We start from the raw sequence: 24,655 nt of genomic DNA on the forward strand, positions 1-24,655 counted from the left end.
GGTTCGCCGCCGCGCGGGATCCCCGCGCCGCCGTCGCGGAAGAAGCCGAAGCTGCCGTGGATCATCGGCGGCGCGGCCGTGCTCGTCGTCGCCGCGGTGGCCGGGCTGGTGGTCGTGCTGACCGCGGACGGGGAGCCGGAACCGCCGCCGGGGAAGGTCGTCGCGCAGTACCACTACCAGTTCACCGCGCCGCAGGACTGGACGCAGACCGGTGGCTCGCCGGACCTGCGGGAGACGCTGATCAAACCGGACGACGCGCAGCAGCAGTTCGACTCGGTGTCGGTCCAGGAGCACCCGCTGTCCTACGACGCGTCGGCGGATCCCGGCCGGCTCGTCAGCGAGTTGCGGTCGCAGATCGAGGCGGCGCCCGCGCAGTATTCCGGGTTCAACCCGGAAGCCACTTACGCCGGCCGGAAAGTGGTCTTCTACCACCAGGTGCTGCCCGGCCAGAACGCGTCGATCGACTGGTACGCGCTCGCGCAGGGGAACGTCCAGGTGAACGTCGGGTGCGTGTATGCGAACGAAAACGCGCGTCAGCGGGTGGACGCCGCGTGCACGCAGGTGATCCGGACGCTCAACATCAGCGCGTGAAAACCCGTTCGGGTGAGCGCGGCATTCACACGCGCAACTACTTCCGCGAACGGCGGGACAAGGCGGAACCGGCCATGGCAAGGTCATCGTCGTAGGTCCGTAGGCGGTTGGGATCGTTACGGACAACACCACGACGAAGGGGGTAGTTCCTCATGGCAGGCGGCTTTGAAGGGGATCCGGCAGAATTCGCGGCCGCGCACCTGAAGGTGTCCGAGGCCAAGCTGGCGATGGACCAGAACCTGATGCAGCTGGCCAACAACATCGAGGCCACGCAGGCTGGCTGGACCGGTCCGGCGGCCAAGGTGTTCCAGGACGTCATGGACGCGTTCGCCCAGAAGTCGGCGAAGCTGAACGACGCGCTCGAGCACATCGGCGAGATGCTCAAGTCCTCCGGTGTCCAGTACGAGGTGCAGGACCAGGAAGTCAACCAGCAGCTGAGCTCGCTCCAGGCCGCTCTCGAGGGCCTGTGATCGCGGCCTGAGCGCCGTCACCACACCTGACTTCCAGACCAGAAAGGACAATCATGTCGGGCCCGATGAAGGTCGATTACGCCACCATCCACCAGGCGGCCGAGGACTGCAACAAGACCGGCGGCGAGCTGGAGAACCTCTTCACCCAGTTGAAGTCGGACCTCGCTCCGCTGACCAACAGCTGGACCGGTGACGCGCAGCAGGCGTGGCACGACCGGCAGGAGGAGTGGAACCGCGCGCTGGAGGACATGAAGGGTCTCCTCGCCCGCATCGCCACCGCGCTGCCGCAGATCGCGGACGGCTACCAGTCCACGGACACCGGCATCACCAAGATGTTCGGCGGCTGAGTTCTTTTCCCGGAAGGGGCCCCGGCGTTGTGCGCCGGGGCCTTTTTCCGTTGGTCAGCGCGGCATTCCGACTTCGTACTGCGCCTGGTCGTTGAGGACGCGGACGGTGACCTTTTTCGGTTGTCCCGCAACGGTCACCGTGCATTCGAAGGTGGTGCCCGTGCGGACCGGCTGGTCCTCGGGGCACTGGGCGTTCTTGACGTCTCCCTCGCCGAAGTCCTCGCGGAGGATCTTGACGACGCCGTCCTGGACCGCGGCCCGGTCGAGGGTGTCCCCCTGGAACGCGCCGAGCAGCCACGCGCCGACGCCACCCCCGGCGAGCAGAACGACCACCGCGGCGCCGATCAGGAACGGCTTCTTGGAGCGCTTGGGCTTCTGCTCGCCGAACGCGCCGAACCCCCCGTAGCTCGGCTGCCACTGCCCGCCCTGCTGGGGCTGGGGGCCGGTCGCGGGGCTGGAGGGTTGGTGCTGCGCCTGGCCGGGCTGGTTCCACCCCTGGCCGGGCGGCACCTGGCCGGTTTCGTGCGGGCTCCAGGGCTGGGGGACCGGCCCGCTGGTGGGGTTGTGCTGGCCGGGCTGGCCCCAGGGAGCGGCCGCGCCCGCTTGGTCAGTGGGCTGCTGGCCCCAGGGCTGGGGGACCGGCCCGCTGGGCGGGCCCTGCTGGCCCCAGTTCTGCCCGGGCGGTACCGGCCGGTTTCGGCGGACTGCTGGCCCCACGGTTGGGGGACCGGTCCGCTGGTGGGGTTGTGCTGGCCGGGCTGGCCCCAAGATGCGGCAGGGCCGTTCGCCGGGCCGGTCTGGTCGGCGGGCTGTTGCCCCCACGGCTGGGGCACCGGCCCGCTGGCGGGATTCTGCTGGCTGGGCTGGCCCCAGGGTGCGGCCGCGCCGGCTTGGTCAGTGGGCTGCTGGCCCCACTGCTGCGGAACCGGCCCACTGGCCGGGCCCTGCTGTCCCCAGGGCTGGGGGACCGGTCCGCCGGCGGGATTCTGCTGTTCCGGCTGCCACCCCGGCTGTTGCGGCTGGTTCACGCCACTCACCTGCCCTGCCCCTGGATGTCGTCCATCCGGGCGTAGAAATCCGACACCGCCGCACTGTCCGCCAACACCGTGACCTGCGACGGGTCCGGGATCTTCGGCAGGTCGACCTCGGACGGCGTGCCGTCGAGCCGGTAGTGGTAGTCGATCTCCAGTTCGTGCCCGTTGCCGGTGATCTTGCCCGTCATCTCGATCTCGGTCAGCTTGCCCCGCGGGTCCAGCACGACGCGCGTCTGCAGCGTCTGCGCCTTCATCTCGGCCGTCAGCTCGGAGCTGATCGCGGCGGGGAAGGTCACCACGTCGTTCTCGATGAACGCGGTCAGGGTCACCTCGGCCATCAGCTCGACGCTGCCGTCGGGCTTGCTGTTGGCGCTCTTCGCGCCATGGCCGCCCTCCACCGAGTCCTGCACGGCGCCGAGCATCTTGCAGACCGTCTGCGCGCCCTCCCAGTAGCACTCGTTGTACTGGCCCGACGTGTACGGCATCTGCACCCACGGCGTCGGCGCGAGGCTGGCGTACACGGGCCCGAGCAGCATGTACTCGACCGGGCTGTTGGCCGGGTGGTAGACGTCCAGGTACTCGTTCGAGTCGAGGTTCGAGTGGTTGCGGCTCAGCCGCGCGGGCGGGTGCCCCAGCTGCACGGCGCTGATCGTCGCGTTCAGGCGCCGCTCGTCGAAGCGCACCACCTGGTCCAGCCGGGTCTTCCGGGTCTCGTTGGCGCTGAACTGGTCGGACAGCTTGTTGAGCGTCTCGTCGAACTTCGCGCTCACGTAGGCGGCGGCGTCCTCGCCGTCGGGCACGGGCGTCCCCGCCTTGGCGCTGCCGCACCCGGCGAGCAGGGCCACGGTGGCGAGCACCGCGGTGAACCTCGGTAGGCTGGATCTCGTTCGCGCGGACACGCCGGTGGCCCCCTCCAGGCGGAAAACCGTGTTCTCGACTGCGCGCAACCCTAGTATGTAGGCCGGGGACACCCCGCCTTCAAGGTCGCCGAACCCGGCGGGTATCTTTATATGTCGTTGTGCGTGCAGCAAGCGTTCGCGCTGGGTACGCACTCGACCCCAAACGCACCGTTGACCACGAGGTAAACCCTTGCCCACGTACAGCCCTAAGCCTGGCGATGTCACCCGTGCCTGGCATGTGATCGATGCCGAGGATGTCGTGCTCGGCCGGCTCGCGACCGAGGTCGCCACGCTGCTGCGCGGCAAGCACAAGCCCACGTATGCACCACACGTGGACACCGGTGACTTCGTCATCATCGTCAACGCCGAGAAGGTCCGCCTGACCGGTAACAAGCGCGACCAGAAGTTCGCGTACCGGCACAGCGGCTACCCGGGCGGTCTGCGCAAGCGCTCGTTCGGCGAGCTGCTCGACACCCGGCCCGACCGGCTGCTGGAGAAGGTCGTCAAGGGCATGCTGCCGAAGAACAAGCTCGGCCGCGCCCAGGCGAAGAAGCTGAAGGTCTACGCAGGCCCGCAGCACCCGCACGCTGCGCAGCAGCCGCAGCCGTTCGAGATCACCAAGATCGCGCAGGTCGCCAAGTGAGTGAGGAAGTGTCTGTGACCAGCACGGAGACCGAGACCGAGGCCCCCGAGGCCACCGAGGCGGTCGTGACCAGCGAGACGCCGGCCGCGCCGCGGCCGTCCCGCGCTGCCGGTGGCTCCGCCCAGACCGTCGGCCGTCGCAAGGAGGCCGTCGTCCGCGTGCGGCTCGTCCCCGGCACCGGCAAGTTCAAGCTCAACGGGCGCAGCCTGGAGGAGTACTTCCCGAACAAGGTGCACCAGCAGCTCATCCGCGAGCCCCTGGTGACCGTGGAGAAGCCGGACTCGTTCGACATCTTCGGCAACCTGACCGGTGGCGGCATCTCGGGCCAGGCGGGCGCGCTGCGCCTCGCGATCGCTCGCGCCCTGGTCGAGGTCGACGCCGACGACCGTCCCGCGCTGAAGAAGGCCGGGTTCCTGACCCGCGACGCGCGTGCGACCGAGCGCAAGAAGTACGGCCTCAAGAAGGCTCGCAAGGCTCCGCAGTACAGCAAGCGCTGACCTGCGCCAGTCCGACGCGAAGGCGCCCATCCGGTTCCGGGTGGGCGCCTTCGTCGTTCCTGTGCAGGTGACACCCAGGCTGGGTATGTAACGTGCGAAAACCGCGTTCTTCCAGCGGAACGCACCCTGGCGACGATGCTCCGGGGGAGCGTTACCGTCGAATCGGGGGACGCTAGGTTGTCGGGGTTGCACGCTCGAGGAGAGGATGAGATGGCTCGCCTTTTCGGCACCGACGGGGTTCGAGGCCTCGCCAACGGGGAGCTGACCCCGGAGCTGGCGCTGTCCGTGGCGGCCAGCGCGGCCCGTGTGCTCGCCGCGCACGACCGCTCGCACCGTCCGGTCGCGGTCGTCGGGCGGGACCCCCGGGCCAGCGGCGAGATGCTGGAGGCCGCCGTCGTGGCCGGCCTCGCGTCGGCGGGCGCGGACGTCCTCCGTGTGGGTGTCCAGCCGACCCCCGCGGTCGCCCATCTGGTCGGCGCGCTCGAAGCCGACCTCGGCGTGATGATCTCCGCGTCGCACAACCCCATGCCGGACAACGGCATCAAGCTCTTCGCCTCCGGCGGGCACAAGCTCCCGGACGGCATCGAGGACGAGATCGAGGCGGGCCTGACCGGTGACGGCCCCCGCCCGACCGGCGCGGAGATCGGCCGGGTCAGCGACGTCGACGACGCCCTCGAGCGCTACACGAACCACCTGCTCGCGGCCACCCCGCACCCGCTGACGGGCCTGCGGATCGTCGTCGACTGCGCCAACGGCGCGGCCTCGTTCGCCGCGCCCGAGGTCTACCGCAAGGCCGGGGCCGAGGTCATCGCCATCCACGCGGAGCCGGACGGCATCAACATCAACGAGGGCTGCGGCTCGACCCACCCGGACAAGCTCCAGGCGATGGTGGTCGAGCACGGCGCCGACCTGGGCATCGCCCACGACGGCGACGCCGACCGCTGCCTCGCCGTGGACGCCTCCGGCGAGCTGGTGGACGGCGACCAGATCATGGCGATCCTGGCGCTCGCGATGGCCGAGGCCGGGGAGCTGACCCACGACACCCTCGTCGCGACCGTGATGAGCAACCTCGGCCTGCACCTGGCCATGCGCGACCACCGGGTCAACCTGCGCACCACGGCCGTCGGCGACCGGTACGTGCTCGAGGAGCTGCGCGCGGGCGGGTACGCGCTGGGCGGCGAGCAGTCCGGCCACGTGGTGTTCCCGGCGCTTGCCACCACCGGCGACGGCCTGCTCACCGCGCTGCGGGTGATGAGCCGGGTCGCGTCGACCGGCAAGACGCTGGCCGAGCTGGCCGGCGTGATGCGCAAGCTGCCCCAGGTGCTGGTCAACGTGCGGGTCTCGGACAAGGCGACGGTCGCGAAGTCCGACGTCGTGCGCGAAGCCGTCGAGGCCGTAGAGGCCGAGCTGGGCGACGAGGGCCGCGTCCTGCTGCGCCCGTCCGGCACCGAGCAGCTGGTGCGGGTGATGGTCGAGGCGCCGTCACAGGAAACCGCCCAGGCCGCCGCGGACCGCCTCGCCGGAGTCGTTTCGTCCGTCTCCTGAACCGACTGCGGATTGTCGTACCCGGTAGGTATGTTCTGTGCACGACACGGAGCGAGGGGGAGTGGTCGTGGCCGGGTACGAGGTCGATCCGCAGCAGCTCAGCGCCGCCGCCGGCACGGTGCGGGACGAGCCGGGGACGCAGCTGCGATACACGCTGCCCAACCTCAAGGACGTGCGGATCACGGCCGAGGACTTCGGCCGCAAGCACCACGAGTCCTTCGCCGGGTACCAGGCGGGTGTGCAGCGGCTGGTGGCCTGTGTGGACAGCTACGTGCGGGCCTCCGGTGAGTTCGCGGACAAGCTGGGCCGCGCGAGCGGGTCCTACACGGCGGCGGACGACCGGTCCCAGGCCGACGTGCGGACGGCGGCGAGCTGATGGCAGAGCGGCTGCCCACGATCGACGAGGTCCGGCAGCTCGTCGACGACCCGGGGATCGACGACGAGACCAAGCGCACCCTGCTCGTCCGCTACTTCGACGCGATCGGTGACGTCGACCCGGTCGTCTACGGCTTCGCGAACGAGAACGAGAAGAAGGAGCTGCTGGAGTCCTATCAGGACCGGTTCGGGTTCACCGACCGGGACCTCCAGGAAGGCGCCTTCGCCTACGACGCGTACTCCGCGGCGCAGGGCAAGCACGACGCGAACATGCAGGCGGCGCGCGAGGCGCAGGCGCGGGCGGTCGACGACGGGAAGGCGCGCCTCGACTCGCTGAAGGGGTCGGACACCAGCCCGGGGGCGGCGAACTCGAACGAGATCCTCGACGCCGGCGTGCCGGGGCTGGACAGTTTCCGGGTGTGGCTGCCCGTCTACAGCAGGGCGCGCGCGGTGGCGGCGCCCGGGTTGCCGGATTTCCGCTTGCAGGAGCTGATCGACCGCTACGACGAGCAGCGCGACATCCCGTTCGACAAGTTCGCCGCCGGGGTGACCGAGATCGTGCAGGTGCGGGAGTCGGTCGCGGACGCGGCGCCGTCGCAGAACTCCGCGATGCAGGCGTTGTTCGGCTCGTGGGAGGGCGACGGGAAGAGCGCGGCGGCGGCGTCCTGGACGAAGTTCGGGGACGGGGTCAGGGCCGTCGAGCAGTCGCTGGAGCACGCGGCGGACGTGGTGAACCGGACGATCGCCGCGGTCGCCGGCTCGTGCCGGGACAAGGCTTCGTGGGTGCTGCAGTACGCGTTCCAGACGTGGCCGCAGCAGCAGGGCCTGACGGCGCAGGACACCTCGCGCCTCGCGCGGATCGCGGAGCTGGGGCGCAACGCCAGCGCGGACGACTTCAAGCACTTCATCCCGTTCCTGCTGGGGCAGCATTCGCCGTTGGCGGGGCAGCTGCTGGTGGGCTCGTCGTTCGGGATGTCGGACGAGCTGCTGGACGCGGTGCAGTCGTGGGCGAAGAGCTGGCTGGCGGAGTTCTGCCGCTGGTTCGCCGGTTTCGTCGGCGAGTTCCAGACGATGTGCGAGAACACGCGCGTCGCGGTGGCGGCCCAGTGGTCGGCGTTGAACACCGAGTTGCAGCAGGTGCCGGACAACCCGTTCGCTGCGGTCGGCGAGGCCGCGCCGGTCGCGCCGCAGAGCTCCGGTGCCGGTGGCGCGGGCGGCGCCGGCGGTGGCGCCGCGGGTTCGGCGGGTGGCGGTGGCTCGGCGGGCGGCGCGGGTTTCGCGGGTGGCGCTGGCGCGGCGGGTGCGACACCACCACTCGCCCCTCCGGTCGTGCCCCCGGCGGTGGCGCCCGCCGTGCCGGCCGCCGAGCCGGTGCCGGACGAGCAGGACACGCTGACGGTCCAGCGGGGCGACAGCAAGCTCGAACTGACCGAGCCCGACCAGACCGGCCGAATGGCCATCAAAATCGACAACGGCGACGGCCAGCCGAAGGACTACCAGCTCACGTGGGGCACCCCCGACCCGGCGACCCCCGCGTACACCCCGGCCGCCGACGGCAAAATCCACATCGACGACGGCCCACTGCACATCACAGCCGAACGCCCAGCCGGCGAGACCGGCCCAACGGTGATCACGCTCGACGACGGCACGGGCACCCCAACGACGTACACCCTCGGCGAGGAGCCAACCGCGCCCGGCGGCTCCGGCTCCGTCCCCGGTGCCCCGACGACGTACCCCCTGGGCGAGGAGCCGACCGCCCGGCCCGCCACACCCGGCAGCCCAGGGTCCGCCCCCGGCCTCTCCACCGACCCAGCCCAGCGCCTCGGCGCGACCGGCGCACTCGGCGGCCCCGGCCAGTCAGCTGGCGCCGCGGACTTCGCCCCGCTCGCCGACGGCACGGGCACCCCCACGACGTACCCCCTGGATGAGGAGCCCGCCGGTGGGCCCGCTACACCCGCCAGCGTCGGGGCCGCCCCTGGCCTCTCCACCGACCCGGCCCAGCGCCTCGGCGCGACTGGCGCACTCGGCGGCCTCAACCAGCCGGCTGTCGCCGCAGACTCCGTCTCCCTCGCCGATGCCGCCCAGCGGTCGGCGGCTGGCGCGTTCGATGACCTCGCCCAGCCGGCTGCTGCCTCCGGGCCCCGCCACGCTCAGGTTCAAGGCGCGGGTGCCGACGGCGCGCCCGATGGCGCCCAAGCGACTATGTCCGGCGCCGCTGGTGCTGGTCCGAACCTCGCGGACGCTGCCGGTCCGGGCGCTACCGGCTACCCGTCGCTCGGCGGGCAGGAGCACACCAGCCCAGCCGCCGCGCTGGGTTGGGTTTCCGATGGGCCGGCCGAGCAGGGGGCCGTGAGCGGCTCCCTCGGCGATCCCGGCTCGATCGGGCACTCCTCGGCGCCTCCGGCGTCCGGGGCCGCCCTCGGCACCGCGCCGGGGCTTGATCCGGTCGGCGCGGCTGTCGATCCCAGCGGGATGAGCATGCTCGGCGGCCTGCCAGCCGCCGCCGGGAACCAGGGTGGTGAGGATCCCGAGCGGTCCTCCCGCGCCTACCGCGTTGACGGCGACATCTTCGACAGCCCCGGCTCGGGTGGCCGCATCAGCGGCTCCCTGGACGAGGAGGAAACCCGCAGGTGAGCGAGTTCCAGACGAAGCTCGACGCGATCGCCGCCGAGCGCGTCGCCCGTCAGGACCTGATCGGCCGCCGCGTCGAGACGAGTCTCGCGGAGAGCCAGGCCCGCGCCGGCGACCTCACGCGGGAGGCCGCCGCGAGCGTGCAGCGCCTCGCCGAGCAGGCCGCCCGCACGAGGACCGCCGCCGGGTGGGAGCTGCCCGAGAAGTCCGACCCCAATGCCTCACTGGGCATGGACTTCGAAGACCCGGAGATGGCGACTGAACCGACGAACCGCCACGCGCCCCCACCGGAACCCCCGGCGCGCCGAGGCCGCCACGCCCGCCCCGACGAACCCGAGGACGACTACTCGAACAAGGACTGGCTGGGCTGATCCCAAAGCCCGCGACCCGACTCCTGTGGGGTGTTGTGGCCGAGGGCGGCGCTGGTGGTTGGCGGGCTGCTGTGGTGCGGCTGCCCGGCGCGCGGCCCGGCTTCTGCGGCCGGCGCTGGTGGGGCGCCGGTTGCCCCCGGAACGTGCGCGGCTGGGCTTCTGCGGGGGGTGGGGTGTTGGGCTGGGCGGGTGTGGGCGGCGCTGGTGGGGCGCCGGCCGCCCCCGCACGCGCGCGGCCGGGCTTCTGGCGGCGGCGTGGTGTTGGGCTGGGCGGGTGCGGATGGCGCTGGTGGGGCGCCGGTTGCCCCCGAACTCGCGCGGCCGGACTCCTGCGGCTGACGGAGGTGCAGCTACGCAGCCACCGGCAACGCGTCGCGCGAGAAGTCGATTTCGGCGCGCTTCACGTCCGTCTCCAGCAGCGGCCGGTACTTGTCCGTCCCGGTCAGATGCGTCAGGAAGAACGCCGTGAACAGGGCCCGCACCAGCACCTGCGTCCGGTGGTTCGGCTTCCCGTGCAGCAGGCGCTGGCTCCAGTGGCTGCCCTCGGTCAACGCCAGGTGCGTCGACTTGTCGACCTTCCGGTACTGGACCGGCCCGCCCCACGCCTTGGCTATCGACTCGGCGTTGCCGCCCGCCGGGGCGACCAGGTCGCCGTCCGCGGCGAGGTGCAGCCCGGGCGCCGTCACGTGCACCGCGGCCGCGCTCGCCGACGGCAGCGTCTGCGCCGCGGCGAACGTCGCCACCCCGCGCACCCCGCCCGAGGCCGCGGCCAGCACTGCCGATCCGCCGCCGGTCGAGTGGCCCGCCAGGCCCAGCCGGTCCCGGTCGACGCTGATCGCGTCCGGGCCGAGCCGCACCCCGGTCACCACGTCGAGCGTCGTGCGCAGGTCCGCGGCCAGCAGGCGGTGCGACGGCAGCGGACCGAGCTGCGTCGCGGGCGCGGCTGCCACGATGCCCCAGCTCGCGAGATGCGCCAGCAGCCCGCGGTACCGCCCGGGCGGCTGCAACCAACCGTGCCCGAAGGCCACCGCCGGCAGCCCGAGGCCGCTTCGTGGGGTGAACACCACACCGGGCAATCCGGCGAGCGCGAGGTTGCCCCGCAGCACGTCGTGCGGTCCCGCGTGCGACAGCTCTTCGAGCAGCTCCTTGGGCTTGCTGACCATGGTCGAGAGCTTAGGGCAGCCCGCCCCGGCACGGCCGCGCAACATCCTTCGGAAGCGCGGTTTCGCCGAGGTGGAGATGAGCCGGGGGAGCGCGACCCGTATCCCTCGTTAGGCTGGTGGTGTGTGCGGAATCGTGGGATATGTCGGTCACCGGCAGGCGCTGGACGTCGTGCTCGGCGGGCTGCGCCGGATGGAGTACCGCGGGTATGACTCGGCCGGCGTGGCCGTGCTGGACGGCGCCGGCGCGCTGACCGTCGAACGCAAGGCGGGCCGCCTGGCCAACCTGGAGGGCGCGCTCTCCGAACACGGCCTCGACGGGTTCGCGGGCACCGCGGGCATGGGCCACACCCGATGGGCGACCCACGGCGCGCCCATCGACCGCAACTCGCACCCGCACCGGGACGCCTCGCAGCGCGTCGCGGTCGTGCACAACGGCATCATCGAGAACTTCGCCGCCCTGCGGGCCGAGCTGGAGGCCGACGGTGTCGAGATGACCAGCGACACCGACACCGAGACCGCGGCCCACCTGGTGGCCCGCGCCTACGCCAACGGCCCCACCGCGGGTGACCTGCCGGCCAGCGTCCGGGCCGTGTGCCGCCGCCTCGAAGGCGCGTTCACCCTGGTCGTCACCCACGCCGACCAGCCGGACATGATCGTCGCCGCGCGGCGGTCGTCGCCGCTGGTCGTGGGGGTCGGCGAGGGCGAGCACTTCGTCGCCTCCGACGTGTCGGCCTTCATCGAGCACACCCGCGAGGCCGTCGAGCTGGGCCAGGACCAGGTCGTCGTCATCAGCCGGGACGGCTACGACATCTCCGACTTCGCCGGCGAGCCCGCGCAGGGCAAGCCGTTCACGGTCAACTGGGACCTTTCGGCCGCCGAGAAGGGCGGCCACGAGTACTTCATGCTCAAGGAGATCGAGGAGCAGCCGGAGGCGCTGGCGAACACGCTGCGCGGCCACTTCGACCGCGGCCGCATCATCCTCGACGAGCAGCGCCTGTCCGACCAGGACCTGCGCGAGGTCGACAAGGTGTTCGTGGTGGCCTGCGGCTCGGCCTACCACTCCGGCCTGGTCGCCAAGTACGCGATCGAGCACTGGTGCCGCCTGCCCGTCGAGGTCGAGCTGGCCAGCGAGTTCCGCTACCGCGACCCGGTGCTGGACCGGGACACCCTGGTCGTCGCCGTGTCGCAGTCCGGGGAGACCGCGGACACGCTCGAAGCGATCCGCCACGCCCGCGACCAGAAGGCGCGCGTGCTGGCCGTCTGCAACACCAACGGCGCGCAGATCCCGCGCGAGTCCGACGCCGTGCTCTACACGCACGCCGGGCCGGAGGTCGGGGTCGCGGCGACGAAGACTTTCCTGTCGCAGATCGCGGCGAACTACCTCGTCGGCCTCGCGCTGGCGCAGGCCCGCGGCACGAAGTACCCGGACGAGGTGGCACGCGAGTTCGCCGAGCTGGAGGCCATGCCGGCCGCCGTGCAGAAGGTCCTGTCCACTGTGGACCAGGTGCGCGAGCTGAGCCGGGACATCGCCGACTCGAAGGCCGTGCTGTTCCTGGGCAGGCACGTCGGCTACCCGGTCGCGCTGGAGGGCGCGCTCAAGCTCAAGGAGCTGGCGTACATGCACGCCGAGGCCTTCGCCGCCGGTGAGCTGAAGCACGGCCCGATCGCGTTGATCGAGGAGGGCCTGCCGGTCGTCGTCGTGATGCCGTCGCCGAAGGGCCGCGCGGTGCTGCACGCCAAGCTGGTGTCGAACATCAGCGAGATCCAGGCCCGCGGCGCGCGCACGATCGTCATCGCCGAGGAGGGCGACGACACGGTGCGCCCGTTCGCCGACGAGCTGATCGAGGTCCCGGCGGTGCCGACGCTGCTCCAGCCGCTGGTGTCGACCGTGCCGCTGCAGGTGCTGTCGGCCGAGATCGCTCGCTCGCGTGGTTACGACGTGGACAAGCCGCGGAACCTGGCGAAGTCCGTGACCGTGGAGTAAACAGGGCCGCGTGCAGGGAATCTGGACCACCGACCGGATCCGTTCGGCTGAAGAGAAGCTGTTGGCCGCCACGCCCGAGGGCGCGCTGATGCACAAGGCCGCGTTCGCGGTCGCCCTGCACGCGGCCGAGATGCTGGCCGAGCACACCGGGCAGGTGTCCGGGCGGCGCGTCGCGCTGCTCGTCGGCGCGGGCAACAACGGCGGCGACGCGTTGTGGGCCGGTGCGTTCCTGCGCCGCCGGGGCGTGAGCGTCACCGCGATCCTGCTCAAGCCCGAGAAGGCGCACGCCGCCGGGCTGGCCGCGCTGCGCCGGGCGAAGGGCCGGGTGGTGTCCGCCGAGGACGGCCCGGCGGTGCTCGAAGCCGCGGACCTGGTGATCGACGGGATCGTCGGCCTGTCCGCGCACGGCGGCCTGCGCCCGGACGCGGCCGCGCTGGTCAAGCACGTTCGCACGCCGGTACTGGCGGTCGACCTGCCCAGCGGCCTCGAGCCGGACACCGGGGCGGTGCCGGGCGACGCGGTCACGGCCATGCGGACGGTGACGTTCGGCGCGCGCAAACCGGTGCACGTGCTCAACCCGTCGCGCTGCGGGCGGGTCGAGCTGGTCGACATCGGCCTGGACCTGGACGATCCGGACCTGTGGCAGCTGGACGCGGCCGACGTCGGGCGCGCGTGGCCGGTGCCGGGGCCGGCGGACAACAAGTACACCCAGGGTGTGACGGGCGTCGCGGCCGGCTCGGCGACCTACCCGGGCGCGGCGGTGCTCGCGACCGGTTCGGCGGTGCTCGCGACGTCCGGCATGGTGCGCTACGCCGGGCCGGCGGCTGACGTCGTGCGGTCGCGGTGGCCGGAGGTCGTGGCGACCGGTTCGGTGACCGACGCCGGGCGGGTGCAGGCGTGGGTGGTCGGGCCGGGGATCGGGACCGGCCGCGAGGGGCGTGAGGTGCTGGGGCACGTGCTCGGCGCCGGGGTCCCGGTGTGCGCGGACGCCGACGCGACGACGCTGATGGCGCACCGCCCGGACGTCCTGGACGCTCGTGACCCGGGCACTCCGCTGGTGCTGACCCCGCACGCGGGCGAGTTCGAACGCCTGATGGGCCGCCCGCCGGGCGAGGACCGGGTGGCGTCGGTGCGGGAGGCCGCGGCGAAGTACGACGCCGTGGTGCTGCTGAAGGGCAACGTGACGATCGTCGCCGCCCCGGACGGCCGGGTGCTGGTGAACGTCGCGCGCGGCTCGTGGCTGGCGACGGCCGGTTCCGGGGACGTGCTGTCCGGGTTGATCGGCTCGCTGCTGGCGGGTGGGTTGGAGCCGTGGCTGGCTGCTGGGTGCGCGGCGTACGTGCATTCGCTGGCGGGGGATCTTGCGGCGCGGGGCGTGCCGGTCTCGGCTTCGGGGATTCTGGCCGCGATCCCGGACGCGGTGCGGACCGTGCGCGCCGCGGCGCTCTGACGCGGAGCGGGGGCTCCCGGGCGCGATCCTCGCGGCGATTCCGGAGGCCGCGCAGACCTAGATCGACCGCGTTCTGAACACGAACGATCACCCAGAGCTCCCATAGGAGAACTTACCCATCAAGTTATCGAGTTATGTGTTAACAACTGCGAGATCCTCTGGTAAATAAGTGGGCGTCCCCACCAACTACGGAGGAACCCAATGACGGGAGCGCCCCCAAGGGGCGTCGCGCGGCGGTCGGTGCTCAGGGGGGCACTGGCGGGCGGCGCGGCCCTCGCCACCGGCGGCCTGCTCGGCGCCTGCAGCGCCCGGCAGGACGCGCCGCGGATCGTCACCGACGACCGCTGGCGCCAGTTCGCAGGCGCCACCATCAACCTGATCTCCGAGAACACCGCCCCCACCGCGGCGATCGCGGCGAACCTCAAGCCGTTCACGGACCTGACCGGCATCAACGTCAACATCGTCACGCTGGAGCTGTCCGCCCTGGTCCAGAAGGTCGCGCTCGACCTGGCCGGCGGCGAATCGCAGTACCACGTGATCTACGCCGACCCCTACCAGGTGCTCGCGCCCTACTCGAAGGGCCTGGTCGACCTGCGCGAGCTCGCCGCGCAGCCCGGCCTGCCCGAATTCGACGGCTGGGACGACTTCATCCCGACCCAGCTCGACGCCGCCGGCCGGTTCGGCGACCGGGACAAGATCTTCGCCGTCCCCTACGACTGCCCGACGATGATCTGGCAGTACCGCGCCGACCTGTTCGACAAGTACGGCGCGCGCATGGCCGACGACCTCGGCTTCGACCCGACCCCCGGCCTCGACCGCACCTGGGACGAGTACCTGCGGATCGCCCGGTGGTTCAACGACAACGCCGACGAAGTCGCCTACGGCACCGGCCACCAGGCCAAACAACACGACTCGCTGATGTGCGACTTCTCCAACGTGCTGTGGTCATACGGCGGCGACTACTTCGACAACGGCACCGAGGTCGGCCTCTACGGCACCACCGACCCCGGCCCGTGCCGCCTCGGCAGCGACCAGGCCATCGCCGCCGCCGAGTTCTACCAGCGGCTCCTGTCGATCGCCGACCCGTCGTCGAAGACCTGGGACTGGAACGGCCTCGCCCCGGCGCTCAGCTCGGGCCGGATCGCGATGTGCGTCAACTGGCACGAGTACGCGGCGGCCAACGAGAAGGCCATGCCCGGCCGCTTCGGTTACGCCCCGCTGCCGCGCGGTCCGGTCCGCTCCGCCAACCACTACGGCGGCTGCGGCATCGGCATCAACGGCAACACCCAGCCCAACGAGCGCATGGCCGCGTGGCTGTTCGTCCTCTGGGCGACCTCGACGCAGACGCAGCTGGCCAACCTCAAGAGCGAGGCAGGCGGCGGCACCCCGACCCGGCAGTCCGTCTACGACCTGCCCGAGGTCCGCGCCGCCGAGCACCGGCCCTCCGCGATGCCGAACATCCTCGCCGCGCCCGCCGTGGCGACCGCGTGGCAGCCGGAGAACATCGGTCTGCGGCCGAAGATCCCGATGTGGAACGAGTGCGACACCGCCGTCTACACGCAACTGTCCAAAATGCTCGCCGGGGATTCCTCGCCCGCGGACACCATGCGCGGCGCGGCCACGAAGATCGACCGGATCACGGCACGGGGGTGGGCGGCATGACCACGACACTCGACGCGCCGGCCGAGGCGCCGGTGCGGAACACCAAGCCACGCAAGCGGATCGGCTTCCACGGCCTCATGCTGACGCCGGGTATGATCCTGCTCGCGCTGCTGTCGGTCATCCCGCTGGTCACGATCATCGCGATGAGCTTCTCGCGCGTGCACCTGCTCGGCGGGGTCGTGTTCGACAACGTCGGCCTGACCTACTGGGCGCGGCTGTTCGGCGACCTCGACCTGTGGGTGCAGTGGCTGCGCACCATCGCCTTCTTCGTGCTGACCGTCGGCCTGGAAATGGTGCTGGGCCTGGGATTCGCGCTGTGCCTGTGGAAGCTGGTGCGCGCCCGCAACCTGCTGCTGACGCTGTTCCTGCTGCCGATGTTCGTCGCGCCGGTGATCGTCGGCCTGCTCGGCCGGTTCCTCACCGACTCCACGTTCGGCCTCTACACGTGGCTGCTCGGCCTGGTCGGCTACCACGGCGACATCCTCGGCGGCGGCACGTCGGCGTTCCTCGCGGTGGTCGCGATGGACGTCTGGGAGTGGACCCCGCTGATCACGCTGGTCGTGCTCGCCGGCCTGACCGCGGTGCCGCAGAGCATCCGCGAGGCCGCGGCGCTGGACGGCGCGAACGGCTGGCAGAGCTTCCGGCACGTCCTGCTGCCCTCGATCTCCGGGGTGCTGCTGGTCGCGCTGCTGATCCGCTCGATGGACGCGATCCGCTACTTCGACATCATCAGCGTCACCACCAACGGCGGCCCGGCGGACGCGACCAAGACGGTGCCGATCCGGCTGTACGAAACCGCTTTCCGCTTCTTCGACCTCGGATACGCCGCGGTGATCGGGCTCGTCATGCTCGTCGTGACGATCCTCATCGCGCGGGCGTTCGTCCGGGTGCTGGACAGGAAGGGGCTGACCCGATGACGAGCGCCATCGACCGCACGCCGCTGCGCGCCCGGGTGGGCGTCCGCGCCGTGGTGATCGTCGGTCTGCTGTGGACGCTGGTGCCGCTGGTGTGGATGGTGGCGTCCTCGTTCAAGTCCGATGTGGACGTCACGGCCGCGGAGCCGGAGTTCCTGTTCCAGCCGACACTGGAGAACTACCGCAGCCTGTTCACCGGGGCCAACAACCTCGGCCCCTACATCTGGCACAGCGTGCTCGCGTCCGGGATCTCGTCGGTGCTCGCCGTCGCGATCGGCGCGCTGGCGGGCTACGGGCTCGCCGGGACCCGCATGCGGGCCAAGAAGCACGTCGCGTTCTGGATCATCTCGACCCGGATGGCGCCGATCGCCGTCGTGGTGCTGCCGCTGTTCCTGCTGTTCCGCGGCGCGAACCTGATCGACAGCATCCCCGGGCTGATCCTGGCGTACCTGACGTTCAACCTGCCGTTCGCGATCTGGCTGATGAGCGCGTTCTTCGCCGAGGTGCCGCCGTCGGTGGAGGAGTCGGCGCTGGTCGCGGGCTGCACGCGGTGGCAGGCGTTCTGGCACGTCGTGCTGCCGCTGACCAAGTCGGGCCTGGTGACCACCTTCGTGCTGTGCCTGGTGTTCTCCTGGAACGACTACGCGTTCGCGCTGGTGTTCAGCGGTCCGCACTCGCAGACCCTGCCGATCGCCGCCGACCAGCTCGTGACGCAGACGGGAATCGACTGGGGCCAGCTCACGGCCATCGGCACTATTGTGGTGTTGCCGATGATCGTGGCCGGTCTCGCCGTGCGCCGGTGGCTGGTCACCGGCCTGACGCTGGGAGCCGTGACAGGTGAGTGAAGTGCCCGCGACGATGAAGGTCGCCGTGCTGTACGGGATCCACGACATCCGCGTCGAGGAGCGTCCCGTGCCGGCGCCTGCGCCGGACGAGGTGCTGATCCGGGTCGCCTCCGTCGGCACCTGCGGTTCCGACGTGCACTACTACGAGCACGGCCGCATCGGCGACTTCGTCGTCGAGCAGCCGCTGGTCCTCGGCCACGAGCCGAGCGGGGTGGTCGTCGCCAGGGGGAAGGACGCGCGGCGGCACGAGATCGGCGCGCGGGTGGCCCTCGAACCGGGCGTGCCGTGCTCGGTGTGCGCCGAGTGCAAGGCGGGCCGCTACAACCTGTGCCCGCGCATGCGGTTCTTCGGCACCCCGCCGATCGACGGCGCGTTCTGCGAGTACGTGGTGCTGCGTGAGGACTTCGCGCACCCGGTGCCGGACGCGCTCAGCGACGACGCGGCCGGGCTGCTCGAACCGCTGTCGGTGGGTGTGTGGGCGAGCCGCAAGTCGCGCATCGCGCCGGGCAGCCGGGTGCTGATCACCGGCGCGGGGCCGATCGGGCTGGTCGCGACGCAGACCGCGCGGGCGTTCGGCGCGAGCGAGGTCGTCGTCACCGACGTCAACCCGCGGCGCCTCCAGGTGGCGGAGGAGCTGGGCGCGACTGCGACGATCGACGTGTCGCGGGAGAGCCTGGCCGACGCCGTGTTCGAGCCGGATGTGCTGCTCGAGTGCTCGGGCGTGCCCGCCGCGGCCGGGCAGGCGATCCGCACGGTCGCCCGCGCCGGCCGGGTCGTGCTGATCGGCATGGGCGGCGACGAGATCCCGCTGCCGCTGGCGCACGTGCAGAACTTCGAACTGGAGGTCACCGGCACCTTCCGGTACGCGAACACCTGGCCGACGGCGATCGCGCTGGCCGCGGGCGGCGAGGTCGACCTGGACCGCCTGGTCACCCACCGGTTCGGGCTGGACGAGGTCGAGCAGGCCCTCACCATCGCCGGGAAGGACGACTCGGTCATCAAGGCGGTGGTGCGTGCCTAGACCGTCCGACGCCGAGGTCGAGCAGCGCCGCCAGGAGGTCCTGCGGCACGTGATCGACTGCGGTGAGGTGCGCATCGATCAGCTGACCGAGCAGTTCGGGGTCAGCCTGATGACGATGCACCGCGACCTCGACGACCTCGCGGAGCGGCGGCTGCTGCGCAAGCTGCGCGGCAAGGTGGCGGCGTACCCGGCGCTGACCATGGAGACGGCGAAGCGCTTCCGGGAGAACCTCAACCTGCCGCTGAAGGAAGCGTTGTCGGCGCTGGCGTTCGAGCAGGTGACGGCCGGGCAGACGGTGTTCGTCGACGACTCGACGACGTTGTTCCCGCTGGTCCGCCGGTTCCCGGAGCTGGGGCGGCTGGTGGTGATCACCAACTCCCTGGAGGAGGCCCGCATCCTCGGCGAGGCCGAGGGCGTCGAGGTGCTGCTGCTCGGCGGCCGCTACACGGAGTTCGACTCGTGCAGCGGTCCGGACACCGTCGCCGCCCTGGGCCGGATGCGCGCCGACGTCGGGTTCGTCTCCGCGACGGCGGTCGCAGGCGGGCGGCTCTACCACCCGGTGCGCGACTACGCCGACCTGAAGACGGCCGCGCTGGCCGCGTCGAACCGGAACGTGCTCGTGGTCGACCATTCGAAGTTCGGCCGCACGGCGACCTACGACTACGGTGACGTCGGCGCCTACGACGTCGTGATCACCGACGACATGACGCCCGCCGACGAGATCGCCGCGATGCGGGCGCTCGGCGTGGAAGTGCTCGTGGCCGAAGTTCCGGAGGGATCATGACGGACAAGCTCGTGGCCGGGGTCGACTCGTCCACCCAATCGACCAAGATCGTCGTCTGCGACGCGGAGACGGGCGCGGTGGTGCGCACCGGCCGCGCCGCGCACCCGGACGCGACCGAGGTGGACCCGCGCGAGTGGTGGCGGGCGTTCACCGAGGCCAGCGACGGGTTGCTGGACGGCGTCCAGGCGCTCGGCGTCGGCGGTCAGCAGCACGGCATGGTGACGCTCGACGAGGACGGCGAGGTCGTGCGGCCGGCGTTGCTGTGGAACGACACGCGGTCCGGGCAGGCGGCCGAGGACCTGGTGCGGGAGCTTGGCGGCCCGGCGGCGTGGACGGAGGCGGTCGGCTCGGTGCCGGTCGCCAGCTTCACCGTGACGAAGCTGCGGTGGCTCGCGGAGAACGAGCCGGAGCTGGCCGACCGGGTGGCGCGCGTGGTGCTGCCGCACGACTGGCTGACCTGGCGGCTGACCGGCGGCGAGCCGGTGACCGACCGCGGCGACGCGTCCGGCACGGGCTACTTCTCGCCGGCGGAGGGCGTGTACCGGCGGGACATCCTCAAGCACGCGTTCGGCGGCCGGGACCCGGAGCTGCCGCGGGTGCTGGGCCCGGCGGAGGCGGCCGGGCGGACGCCGGACGGGGTGCTGGTGTCGGCGGGCACGGGCGACAACATGGCCGCGGCGCTGGCGCTCGGTCTCGGCGAGGGCGACGTCGTGGTGTCGCTGGGCACGAGCGGCACGGTGTTCGGCGTGTGCGAGACGGCGTCCGCGGACGCCACCGGACTGGTCGCCGGTTTCGCCGACGCGACCGGCCGGTTCCTGCCGCTGGCCTGCACGCTCAACGCGGCGCGCGTCCTGACCGCGACGGCCGCGATGCTGGGCACCGACCTGGCCGGGCTCGACCGGCTGGCGCTGGCGGCCCAGCCGGGCGCCGAGGGCCTGACGCTGCTGCCGTACCTGGACGGCGAGCGCACCCCGAACCTGCCCACGGCGGCCGGTTCGCTGCACGGCTTGCGCCGGGGCAACATGACGCCGGAAAACGTGGCGCGCGCCGCGGTCGAAGGGATGCTGTGCGGCCTGTCGGCGGGCCTCGACGCGGTGGCGGCACAGGGCCTGGCCGCCCGGCGGGTGCTGCTGATCGGCGGGGCGGCCCAGTCCGAGGCGGTGCGGGCGATCGCGCCGATCGTGTTCGGGGTGCCGGTGGTGGTGCCGGAGCCGGCGGAGCACGTCGCGCTGGGCGCCGCGCGCCAGGCGGCCTGGGCGCTGGCGGGAGGCGCGGAGCCGCCGGTGTGGGAGGCGAAGGCGCAGGTGACGCTGGAGCAGCCGCAGTCGCCCGAGGTCGGCAACGAGATCCGCGGCAGGCACCTGGCGGTGCGACAGCTGGTGCACGACGTGCCGGTGCAGGGGGCGTGAGCTAGGGAAGGGCCTGCGCGGCGCTGCTCCCACCCATGAGCCGGACCGCGACTGGCGCCTGACCGCCGCTCGGCAACGCATGCCACGACCAACGCCCCAGACCTCCCCCGCCCCCGATCCGCAGCCGATCTTTGGTCGCCGACCAGGGGTGTCAAGGTACTCTTTCCCGCCTTGACACCCCTGCTCGGCGACCAATACACACTCGACGTGAGGGGGCGGGGGAGGTCGACACCGCCCGCAGGGCACCCGGCGGCCCGGACGTGGGAAAATGGACCCCGATGAGCCCCGATCTCCCCCGCGCCGAGGTTGTCGTCGACCTGGCTGCCCTGCGGCACAACGTCGCCCTGCTCGCGAGCAGGGCGGCGGCTTCCGGTGCCGCCACGATGGCGGTCGTCAAGGCCGACGGCTACGGCCACGGCGCGGTCCCCGTCGCGCGCGCCGCGCTGCAGGCCGGCGCGACCTGGCTCGGCGCCTGCTCCCTGGGCGAGGCGCTCGCGCTGCGCGAGGCGGGCATCACCGCGCCCATCCTGGCCTGGCTCGACCTGCCGACCACCGATTTCGCGCCGGGCATCGCCGCGGACGTCGACCTCTCGGCCAGCTCCCGGGCCGAACTCGCGCGCATTGCCGAAGCCGCCCGTCGCACCGGCAAGCGCGCCCGGGTCCACCTGAAGATCGACACCGGCCTGTCCCGCAACGGCTGCCCCGCCGCGGACTGGCCCGCCCTGGTCAAGGAGGCCGCCGGGGAGCCGGACGTCGAGGTCGTCGCCATCTGGTCGCACCTCGCGTGCGCCGACGAGCCTGGCCACCCGGCGACCGACCAGCAAGCCGAGCGCTTCGCCGCGGCGTACGAGATCGCGCGCGAGGCCGGCCTGAACCCGTTGCGGCACCTGGCGAACTCGGCCGCCACGCTGAACCGGCCGGACCTGCACTTCGACCTCGTCCGCCCGGGCATCGCGATCTACGGCCTCAACCCCAACCCGCAACCCGAGGACCTGCGCCCGGTGATGACGTTCCGCTCGTCGGTCGTGCTCACCAAACGGATCCGCGCCGGCGAGTCCGTCTCCTATGGACACACGTGGACCGCGCGGCGGGACACCACGCTCGCCCTCGTGCCCACCGGATACGCCGACGGGGTGCCGCGCACGCTGTCCGGCCGGATGGACGTGTGGCTGCACGGCAAGCGCCGTCCGGTCGCCGGTCGCGTGTGCATGGACCAGCTGGTCGTGGACTGCGGCGACGACGAGCCGCCGCTGGGCGCGGAGGTGGTCCTGTTCGGCGACGGCGCCCGGGGCGAACCGACCGCGCGCGAATGGGCCGACAAGATCGGCACCATCGACTACGAGATCGTCACCGGCATGTACCGGCCGCGGATCCGGCGGCGGTACCTGGGGGAGGACGTCTGATGGTGTCCCGCCGGATGCTCACCGTGCTCGGCGGTGCCGTCGCGCTGGTCACCGGCACCGCGGCGGCCACCATCGCGGTGACCGCGCAGCAGCAGCGCCAGCGGGACCACCTCACCGGCGAACGGCTCGGCACCCTCGACCCGGACCGCACCTCCACGGTCGCCGCGGACGACGGCACGCCGCTGTCGGTGTCCGAGATCGACCCGGCCGACGGCGGCAAACCCGAGCTGACCGTGGTGGGTGTGCACGGGTTCGCGTTGTCGCAGCTGAGCTGGCACTTCCAGCGCCGCGACCTGGCCTCGCTGACGTTGCCGCGCGTGCGGCAGGTCTACTACGACCACCGCGGGCACGGCACGTCCGGCCCGGCCAACGAGAAGACCAGCACCATCGAACAGCTGGCCCGCGACCTCGACGCGGTGCTGCGCGCCGTCGCGCCCGAGGGGCCGATCGTGCTCATGGGGCACTCCATGGGCGGCATGGTGGTCATGGAGCTGGCCCAGCAGAACCCGGAGTTGTTCGCCGAGCGGATCTGCGGGGTCGCGTTCATCGCCACCGCGGCGGGCGAGGTGGGCCGCAAGGGGCTGCCGCGTGGGCTGCTGTCCAAGTACAACCCGCTGACCCGCGGTGTCGGCGAGCTCGCCGGGTGGCAGCCGGGGCTGGTCGAGTTCGTGCGGGCCGCGGGCGGGCAGCTGACCCGGCAGGCCGTGCGGCTGCTCGCGTTCGGCTCCCGCGACGTCGACCCGCGCGTGGTCGACTTCATGCTCGAGATGCTGGCCGTGACGTCGGTGAAGGAGCTGGTCGGGTTCGTCGACACGCTCGGCAGCCACAACCGGTACGCGGCGCTGGCCGGTCTGAAGCACGCGCACGTGCTGGTGATCGGCGCCGACACCGACCGGTTCACGCCGTACTCGCACGCTGAGCGGATCGCGGCGGAGCTGCCCGACGCCGAGCTGGTGCGCGTGCGCGGCGCCGGGCACATGGTGCAGCTCGAACAGCCCGAGGTGGTCGACAGCCACCTCATCGACCTGGTACAGCGGTGCGCGGGAGTGACGGACGAGTCCCGCCCGCGGCGGATGTGGCGGTGGTTGAACCAATGAGCATCGAGTTACCGACGGCCGACGACACGGTGGCGTTCGGCGAGTCGCTGGGCCGCACGTTGCGGGCGGGCGACGTCGTCCTGCTCGCCGGTCCGCTCGGCGCGGGCAAGACCGTGCTGACGCGCGGGATCGCGGCCGGGCTGGGCGTGTCCGGGCGGGTCAGCTCGCCGACGTTCGTGATCGCGCGGGTGCACCCGGCGGGGGAGCGCGGCGTCGCGCTGGTGCACGTCGACGCCTACCGCCTCGGCGGTGACCTGGCGCAGCTCGACGACCTGGACCTGGACACCGACCTCGAATCGGCCGCCGTGGTCGTGGAGTGGGGCGAGGGTTCCGCGGAGCGGCTGTCGTCCGACCACCTGGTGGTCCGGATCGACCGGCGGCCCGACGACGTGCGGGAACTGACCCTGGAGCCGCACGGCTCGTGGGTCGAGCGCGTACCCGAGCTGGTGGGCTGATGGGGCGCGCGGTCGTCGTCGAGGCCCCCGGCAAGCTGAGCGTCGTGCGGACCGAGCCGGAGGACCCCGGCCACGGCGAGGTCGTCGTCCGCGTCGAGTGGGCGGGGATCTGCGGGTCGGACCGCGAGGTGCTCGCCGGGACGCGGGCCGAGGGTTTCGTGCGGTACCCGGTGGTGCCCGGGCACGAGTGGTCGGGCACGGTCGTCGAGCTCGGGCCGGGCACCGACCCGGAGCTGCTCGGCAAACCCGTGGTTGGCGAAGGGTTCCGCAACTGCGGCCGGTGCGCCCCGTGCCGGCGCGGCGACACGACCCTGTGCACCGCCGAGTACGACGAGACGGGATTCACCCAGCCCGGCGCGTGGGCCGACGAGCTGCGCATTCCGGCGCGGCTGCTGCACGTGCTGCCCGACGGCGCCGACCTGCGCGCCGCGGCGCTGCTGGAACCGGCGGCCTGCATGGCGGCCGCGACGCTGCTCGCGGCGGTCGTGCCGGGCGAACGGGTGGCGGTGATCGGCGGCGGCACGCTCGGCCTGCTGGCGACGCAGCTGCTGGCGGCGAGCGGCCCGGCCGAGCTGGTCGTGGTGGACCCGCGGGCCTCCCGCGCGGTGCCCGCGTCCCGCTTCTGCGGCGCGACCGGCTTCTACAGCCCGGGCGCGGCGCCGGGCGGGTTCGACGTGGTGGTGGAGGCGGCGGGCGCGCCGGGCACGGGCGCGCAGGCGGTGCGGATGTGCCGCCGCGGCGGCCGGGTGGTGCTGACCGGCCTGGCGGGCCACGAGACGGAGCCGATCGCGCCCGCGGACCTGGTGACGGCCGCGGTGACGGTGCACACGGTGTTCGGCGCGCCGTCCCGCGCGTGGACGCACGCCGTGCGGGCCTTCGCGACCGGTCTGCTGGACCCCGGGCCGCTGATCACGCACGAGTTCCCGCTGGAGGAAGCCGAACGCGCCCTGCGGCTGCTGGAGGACCCCGCCGTCGACACCGGCAAGGTCCTGCTGCACCCCTGACCCGACTCCGCCCGGCGCGAGCCCTACCCGCGCGGGCGCGAGTTCTGAATCCGGCCAGAGC

Annotated in this window: 24 protein-coding genes; 21 read left to right on the plus strand and 3 right to left on the minus strand. The window is 72.3% G+C overall.

Going from position 1 to position 24,655, the window contains the following annotated elements; all coding sequences use genetic code 11:
- The 3 genes from AMY39116_RS43455 to AMY39116_RS0323085 form a co-directional block, all read left to right on the plus strand.
- Nucleotides 1-591, plus strand: a 591-nt coding sequence (locus tag AMY39116_RS43455) for a type VII secretion-associated protein (RefSeq protein WP_039791710.1), incomplete at its 5' end; no start/stop codon positions are given.
- A 152-nt stretch (nucleotides 592-743) separates the two neighbouring features.
- Nucleotides 744-1,061: a WXG100 family type VII secretion target gene (locus tag AMY39116_RS0323080; RefSeq protein ID WP_017986646.1), complete on the plus strand. Its 318-nt coding sequence runs from the start codon at nucleotides 744-746 to the stop codon at nucleotides 1,059-1,061.
- 65 nt (nucleotides 1,062-1,126) lie between these two features.
- On the plus strand, nucleotides 1,127-1,408 hold the full coding sequence (locus AMY39116_RS0323085) for a WXG100 family type VII secretion target (protein WP_020419999.1): 282 nt from the start codon (nucleotides 1,127-1,129) through the stop codon (nucleotides 1,406-1,408).
- A 54-nt stretch (nucleotides 1,409-1,462) separates the two neighbouring features.
- Here AMY39116_RS0323085 and AMY39116_RS45615 read toward each other — a convergent pair whose 3' ends face one another.
- Nucleotides 1,463-1,918 carry a DUF4333 domain-containing protein gene (locus tag AMY39116_RS45615; protein WP_020420000.1) on the minus strand — a complete coding sequence of 152 codons (456 nt, stop codon included), beginning with the start codon at nucleotides 1,916-1,918 and terminating at the stop codon, nucleotides 1,463-1,465.
- 523 nt (nucleotides 1,919-2,441) lie between these two features.
- Nucleotides 2,442-3,299: a hypothetical protein gene (locus tag AMY39116_RS0323095; protein WP_020420001.1), complete on the minus strand. Its 858-nt coding sequence runs from the start codon at nucleotides 3,297-3,299 to the stop codon at nucleotides 2,442-2,444.
- Nucleotides 3,300-3,531: 232 nt separating this feature from the next.
- Between AMY39116_RS0323095 and rplM the strand changes: the two genes are divergently transcribed.
- The 6 genes from rplM to AMY39116_RS0323125 all read left to right on the plus strand — a co-directional run bounded on the left by rplM (nucleotide 3,532) and on the right by AMY39116_RS0323125 (nucleotide 9,403).
- Nucleotides 3,532-3,984, plus strand: a complete 453-nt coding sequence (gene rplM, locus AMY39116_RS0323100; protein ID WP_020420002.1) for a 50S ribosomal protein L13 — start codon at nucleotides 3,532-3,534, stop codon at nucleotides 3,982-3,984.
- A 14-nt stretch (nucleotides 3,985-3,998) separates the two neighbouring features.
- Nucleotides 3,999-4,481, plus strand: coding sequence for a 30S ribosomal protein S9 (rpsI, locus tag AMY39116_RS0323105; RefSeq protein ID WP_017986651.1), 483 nt, complete (start codon nucleotides 3,999-4,001; stop codon nucleotides 4,479-4,481).
- Nucleotides 4,482-4,691: 210 nt separating this feature from the next.
- Complete coding sequence (glmM, locus tag AMY39116_RS0323110; RefSeq protein WP_020420003.1) at nucleotides 4,692-6,026, plus strand: phosphoglucosamine mutase; 1,335 nt, start codon at nucleotides 4,692-4,694, stop codon at nucleotides 6,024-6,026.
- 37 nt (nucleotides 6,027-6,063) lie between these two features.
- Nucleotides 6,064-6,402, plus strand: a complete 339-nt coding sequence (locus AMY39116_RS0323115) for a hypothetical protein (RefSeq protein WP_235716200.1) — start codon at nucleotides 6,064-6,066, stop codon at nucleotides 6,400-6,402.
- Nucleotides 6,402-9,035 (plus strand): WXG100 family type VII secretion target, encoded by a 2,634-nt coding sequence (locus AMY39116_RS46255; RefSeq protein WP_020420005.1) that lies wholly within the window; start codon nucleotides 6,402-6,404, stop codon nucleotides 9,033-9,035. The genes AMY39116_RS0323115 and AMY39116_RS46255 overlap by 1 nt, the downstream gene beginning before the upstream one ends.
- A complete protein-coding gene (locus tag AMY39116_RS0323125) occupies nucleotides 9,032-9,403 on the plus strand; it encodes a hypothetical protein (protein WP_020420006.1) in 372 nt (123 codons plus the stop codon). Before AMY39116_RS46255 ends, AMY39116_RS0323125 begins: the two co-directional genes overlap by 4 nt.
- A gap of 350 nt (nucleotides 9,404-9,753) precedes the next feature.
- Here the strand turns inward: AMY39116_RS0323125 and AMY39116_RS0323130 are convergent, their stop codons facing one another.
- Nucleotides 9,754-10,566, minus strand: coding sequence for a dienelactone hydrolase family protein (locus AMY39116_RS0323130; RefSeq protein WP_020420007.1), 813 nt, complete (start codon nucleotides 10,564-10,566; stop codon nucleotides 9,754-9,756).
- Between the two features lie 121 nt (nucleotides 10,567-10,687).
- Here AMY39116_RS0323130 and glmS point away from each other — a divergent pair, with 121 nt between their 5' ends.
- The 12 genes from glmS (at nucleotide 10,688) to AMY39116_RS0323190 (ending at nucleotide 24,594) form a co-directional block, all read left to right on the plus strand.
- Nucleotides 10,688-12,550: a glutamine--fructose-6-phosphate transaminase (isomerizing) gene (gene glmS, locus AMY39116_RS0323135; protein ID WP_027936163.1), complete on the plus strand. Its 1,863-nt coding sequence runs from the start codon at nucleotides 10,688-10,690 to the stop codon at nucleotides 12,548-12,550.
- 10 nt (nucleotides 12,551-12,560) lie between these two features.
- Nucleotides 12,561-14,000 (plus strand): NAD(P)H-hydrate dehydratase, encoded by a 1,440-nt coding sequence (locus tag AMY39116_RS0323140; protein WP_020420009.1) that lies wholly within the window; start codon nucleotides 12,561-12,563, stop codon nucleotides 13,998-14,000.
- A 201-nt stretch (nucleotides 14,001-14,201) separates the two neighbouring features.
- Nucleotides 14,202-15,662, plus strand: coding sequence for an extracellular solute-binding protein (locus tag AMY39116_RS0323145; protein ID WP_027936164.1), 1,461 nt, complete (start codon nucleotides 14,202-14,204; stop codon nucleotides 15,660-15,662).
- On the plus strand, nucleotides 15,659-16,579 hold the full coding sequence (locus AMY39116_RS0323150; RefSeq protein ID WP_235716201.1) for a carbohydrate ABC transporter permease: 921 nt from the start codon (nucleotides 15,659-15,661) through the stop codon (nucleotides 16,577-16,579). The genes AMY39116_RS0323145 and AMY39116_RS0323150 overlap by 4 nt, the downstream gene beginning before the upstream one ends.
- Entirely contained in the window at nucleotides 16,576-17,421 is an 846-nt protein-coding gene (locus tag AMY39116_RS0323155) for a carbohydrate ABC transporter permease (protein WP_020420012.1), read from the plus strand. The genes AMY39116_RS0323150 and AMY39116_RS0323155 overlap by 4 nt, the downstream gene beginning before the upstream one ends.
- Nucleotide 17,422: 1 nt before the next feature.
- Nucleotides 17,423-18,442, plus strand: coding sequence for an NAD(P)-dependent alcohol dehydrogenase (locus AMY39116_RS0323160; protein ID WP_020420013.1), 1,020 nt, complete (start codon nucleotides 17,423-17,425; stop codon nucleotides 18,440-18,442).
- On the plus strand, nucleotides 18,435-19,226 hold the full coding sequence (locus tag AMY39116_RS0323165; RefSeq protein WP_020420014.1) for a DeoR/GlpR family DNA-binding transcription regulator: 792 nt from the start codon (nucleotides 18,435-18,437) through the stop codon (nucleotides 19,224-19,226). The genes AMY39116_RS0323160 and AMY39116_RS0323165 overlap by 8 nt, the downstream gene beginning before the upstream one ends.
- Entirely contained in the window at nucleotides 19,223-20,635 is a 1,413-nt protein-coding gene (gene xylB / locus AMY39116_RS0323170) for a xylulokinase (RefSeq protein WP_020420015.1), read from the plus strand. Before AMY39116_RS0323165 ends, xylB begins: the two co-directional genes overlap by 4 nt.
- 278 nt (nucleotides 20,636-20,913) lie before the next feature.
- A complete protein-coding gene (alr, locus tag AMY39116_RS0323175; protein ID WP_020420016.1) occupies nucleotides 20,914-22,038 on the plus strand; it encodes an alanine racemase in 1,125 nt (374 codons plus the stop codon).
- Nucleotides 22,038-23,135 (plus strand): alpha/beta fold hydrolase, encoded by a 1,098-nt coding sequence (locus tag AMY39116_RS0323180; protein ID WP_020420017.1) that lies wholly within the window; start codon nucleotides 22,038-22,040, stop codon nucleotides 23,133-23,135. The genes alr and AMY39116_RS0323180 overlap by 1 nt, the downstream gene beginning before the upstream one ends.
- A complete protein-coding gene (gene tsaE, locus AMY39116_RS0323185) occupies nucleotides 23,132-23,590 on the plus strand; it encodes a tRNA (adenosine(37)-N6)-threonylcarbamoyltransferase complex ATPase subunit type 1 TsaE (RefSeq protein WP_020420018.1) in 459 nt (152 codons plus the stop codon). The genes AMY39116_RS0323180 and tsaE overlap by 4 nt, the downstream gene beginning before the upstream one ends.
- Entirely contained in the window at nucleotides 23,590-24,594 is a 1,005-nt protein-coding gene (locus tag AMY39116_RS0323190) for a zinc-binding dehydrogenase (RefSeq protein ID WP_020420019.1), read from the plus strand. Before tsaE ends, AMY39116_RS0323190 begins: the two co-directional genes overlap by 1 nt.
- Nucleotides 24,595-24,655: the final 61 nt, after the last annotated feature.

This window comes from Amycolatopsis sp. ATCC 39116, from assembly GCF_000231075.2.
Taxonomy (GTDB): domain Bacteria; phylum Actinomycetota; class Actinomycetes; order Mycobacteriales; family Pseudonocardiaceae; genus Amycolatopsis_E; species Amycolatopsis_E tucumanensis.

Excerpts from the sequence above, each read along its gene's own strand:
- AMY39116_RS0323150 (WP_235716201.1), top strand. The coding sequence starts at position 15,659 with ATGACCACGACACTCGACGCGCCGGCCGAGGCGCCGGTGCGGAACACC.
- AMY39116_RS0323190 (WP_020420019.1), top strand. The coding sequence starts at position 23,590 with ATGGGGCGCGCGGTCGTCGTCGAGGCCCCCGGCAAGCTGAGCGTCGTG.
- AMY39116_RS46255 (WP_020420005.1), top strand. The coding sequence starts at position 6,402 with ATGGCAGAGCGGCTGCCCACGATCGACGAGGTCCGGCAGCTCGTCGAC.
- AMY39116_RS0323145 (WP_027936164.1), top strand. The coding sequence starts at position 14,202 with ATGACGGGAGCGCCCCCAAGGGGCGTCGCGCGGCGGTCGGTGCTCAGG.
- glmM (WP_020420003.1), top strand. The coding sequence starts at position 4,692 with ATGGCTCGCCTTTTCGGCACCGACGGGGTTCGAGGCCTCGCCAACGGG.
- xylB (WP_020420015.1), top strand. The coding sequence starts at position 19,223 with ATGACGGACAAGCTCGTGGCCGGGGTCGACTCGTCCACCCAATCGACC.
- AMY39116_RS0323180 (WP_020420017.1), top strand. The coding sequence starts at position 22,038 with ATGGTGTCCCGCCGGATGCTCACCGTGCTCGGCGGTGCCGTCGCGCTG.
- AMY39116_RS0323155 (WP_020420012.1), top strand. The coding sequence starts at position 16,576 with ATGACGAGCGCCATCGACCGCACGCCGCTGCGCGCCCGGGTGGGCGTC.
- AMY39116_RS0323080 (WP_017986646.1), top strand. The coding sequence starts at position 744 with ATGGCAGGCGGCTTTGAAGGGGATCCGGCAGAATTCGCGGCCGCGCAC.
- AMY39116_RS0323130 (WP_020420007.1), bottom strand. The coding sequence starts at position 10,566 with ATGGTCAGCAAGCCCAAGGAGCTGCTCGAAGAGCTGTCGCACGCGGGA.
- tsaE (WP_020420018.1), top strand. The coding sequence starts at position 23,132 with ATGAGCATCGAGTTACCGACGGCCGACGACACGGTGGCGTTCGGCGAG.
- AMY39116_RS0323085 (WP_020419999.1), top strand. The coding sequence starts at position 1,127 with ATGAAGGTCGATTACGCCACCATCCACCAGGCGGCCGAGGACTGCAAC.
- alr (WP_020420016.1), top strand. The coding sequence starts at position 20,914 with ATGAGCCCCGATCTCCCCCGCGCCGAGGTTGTCGTCGACCTGGCTGCC.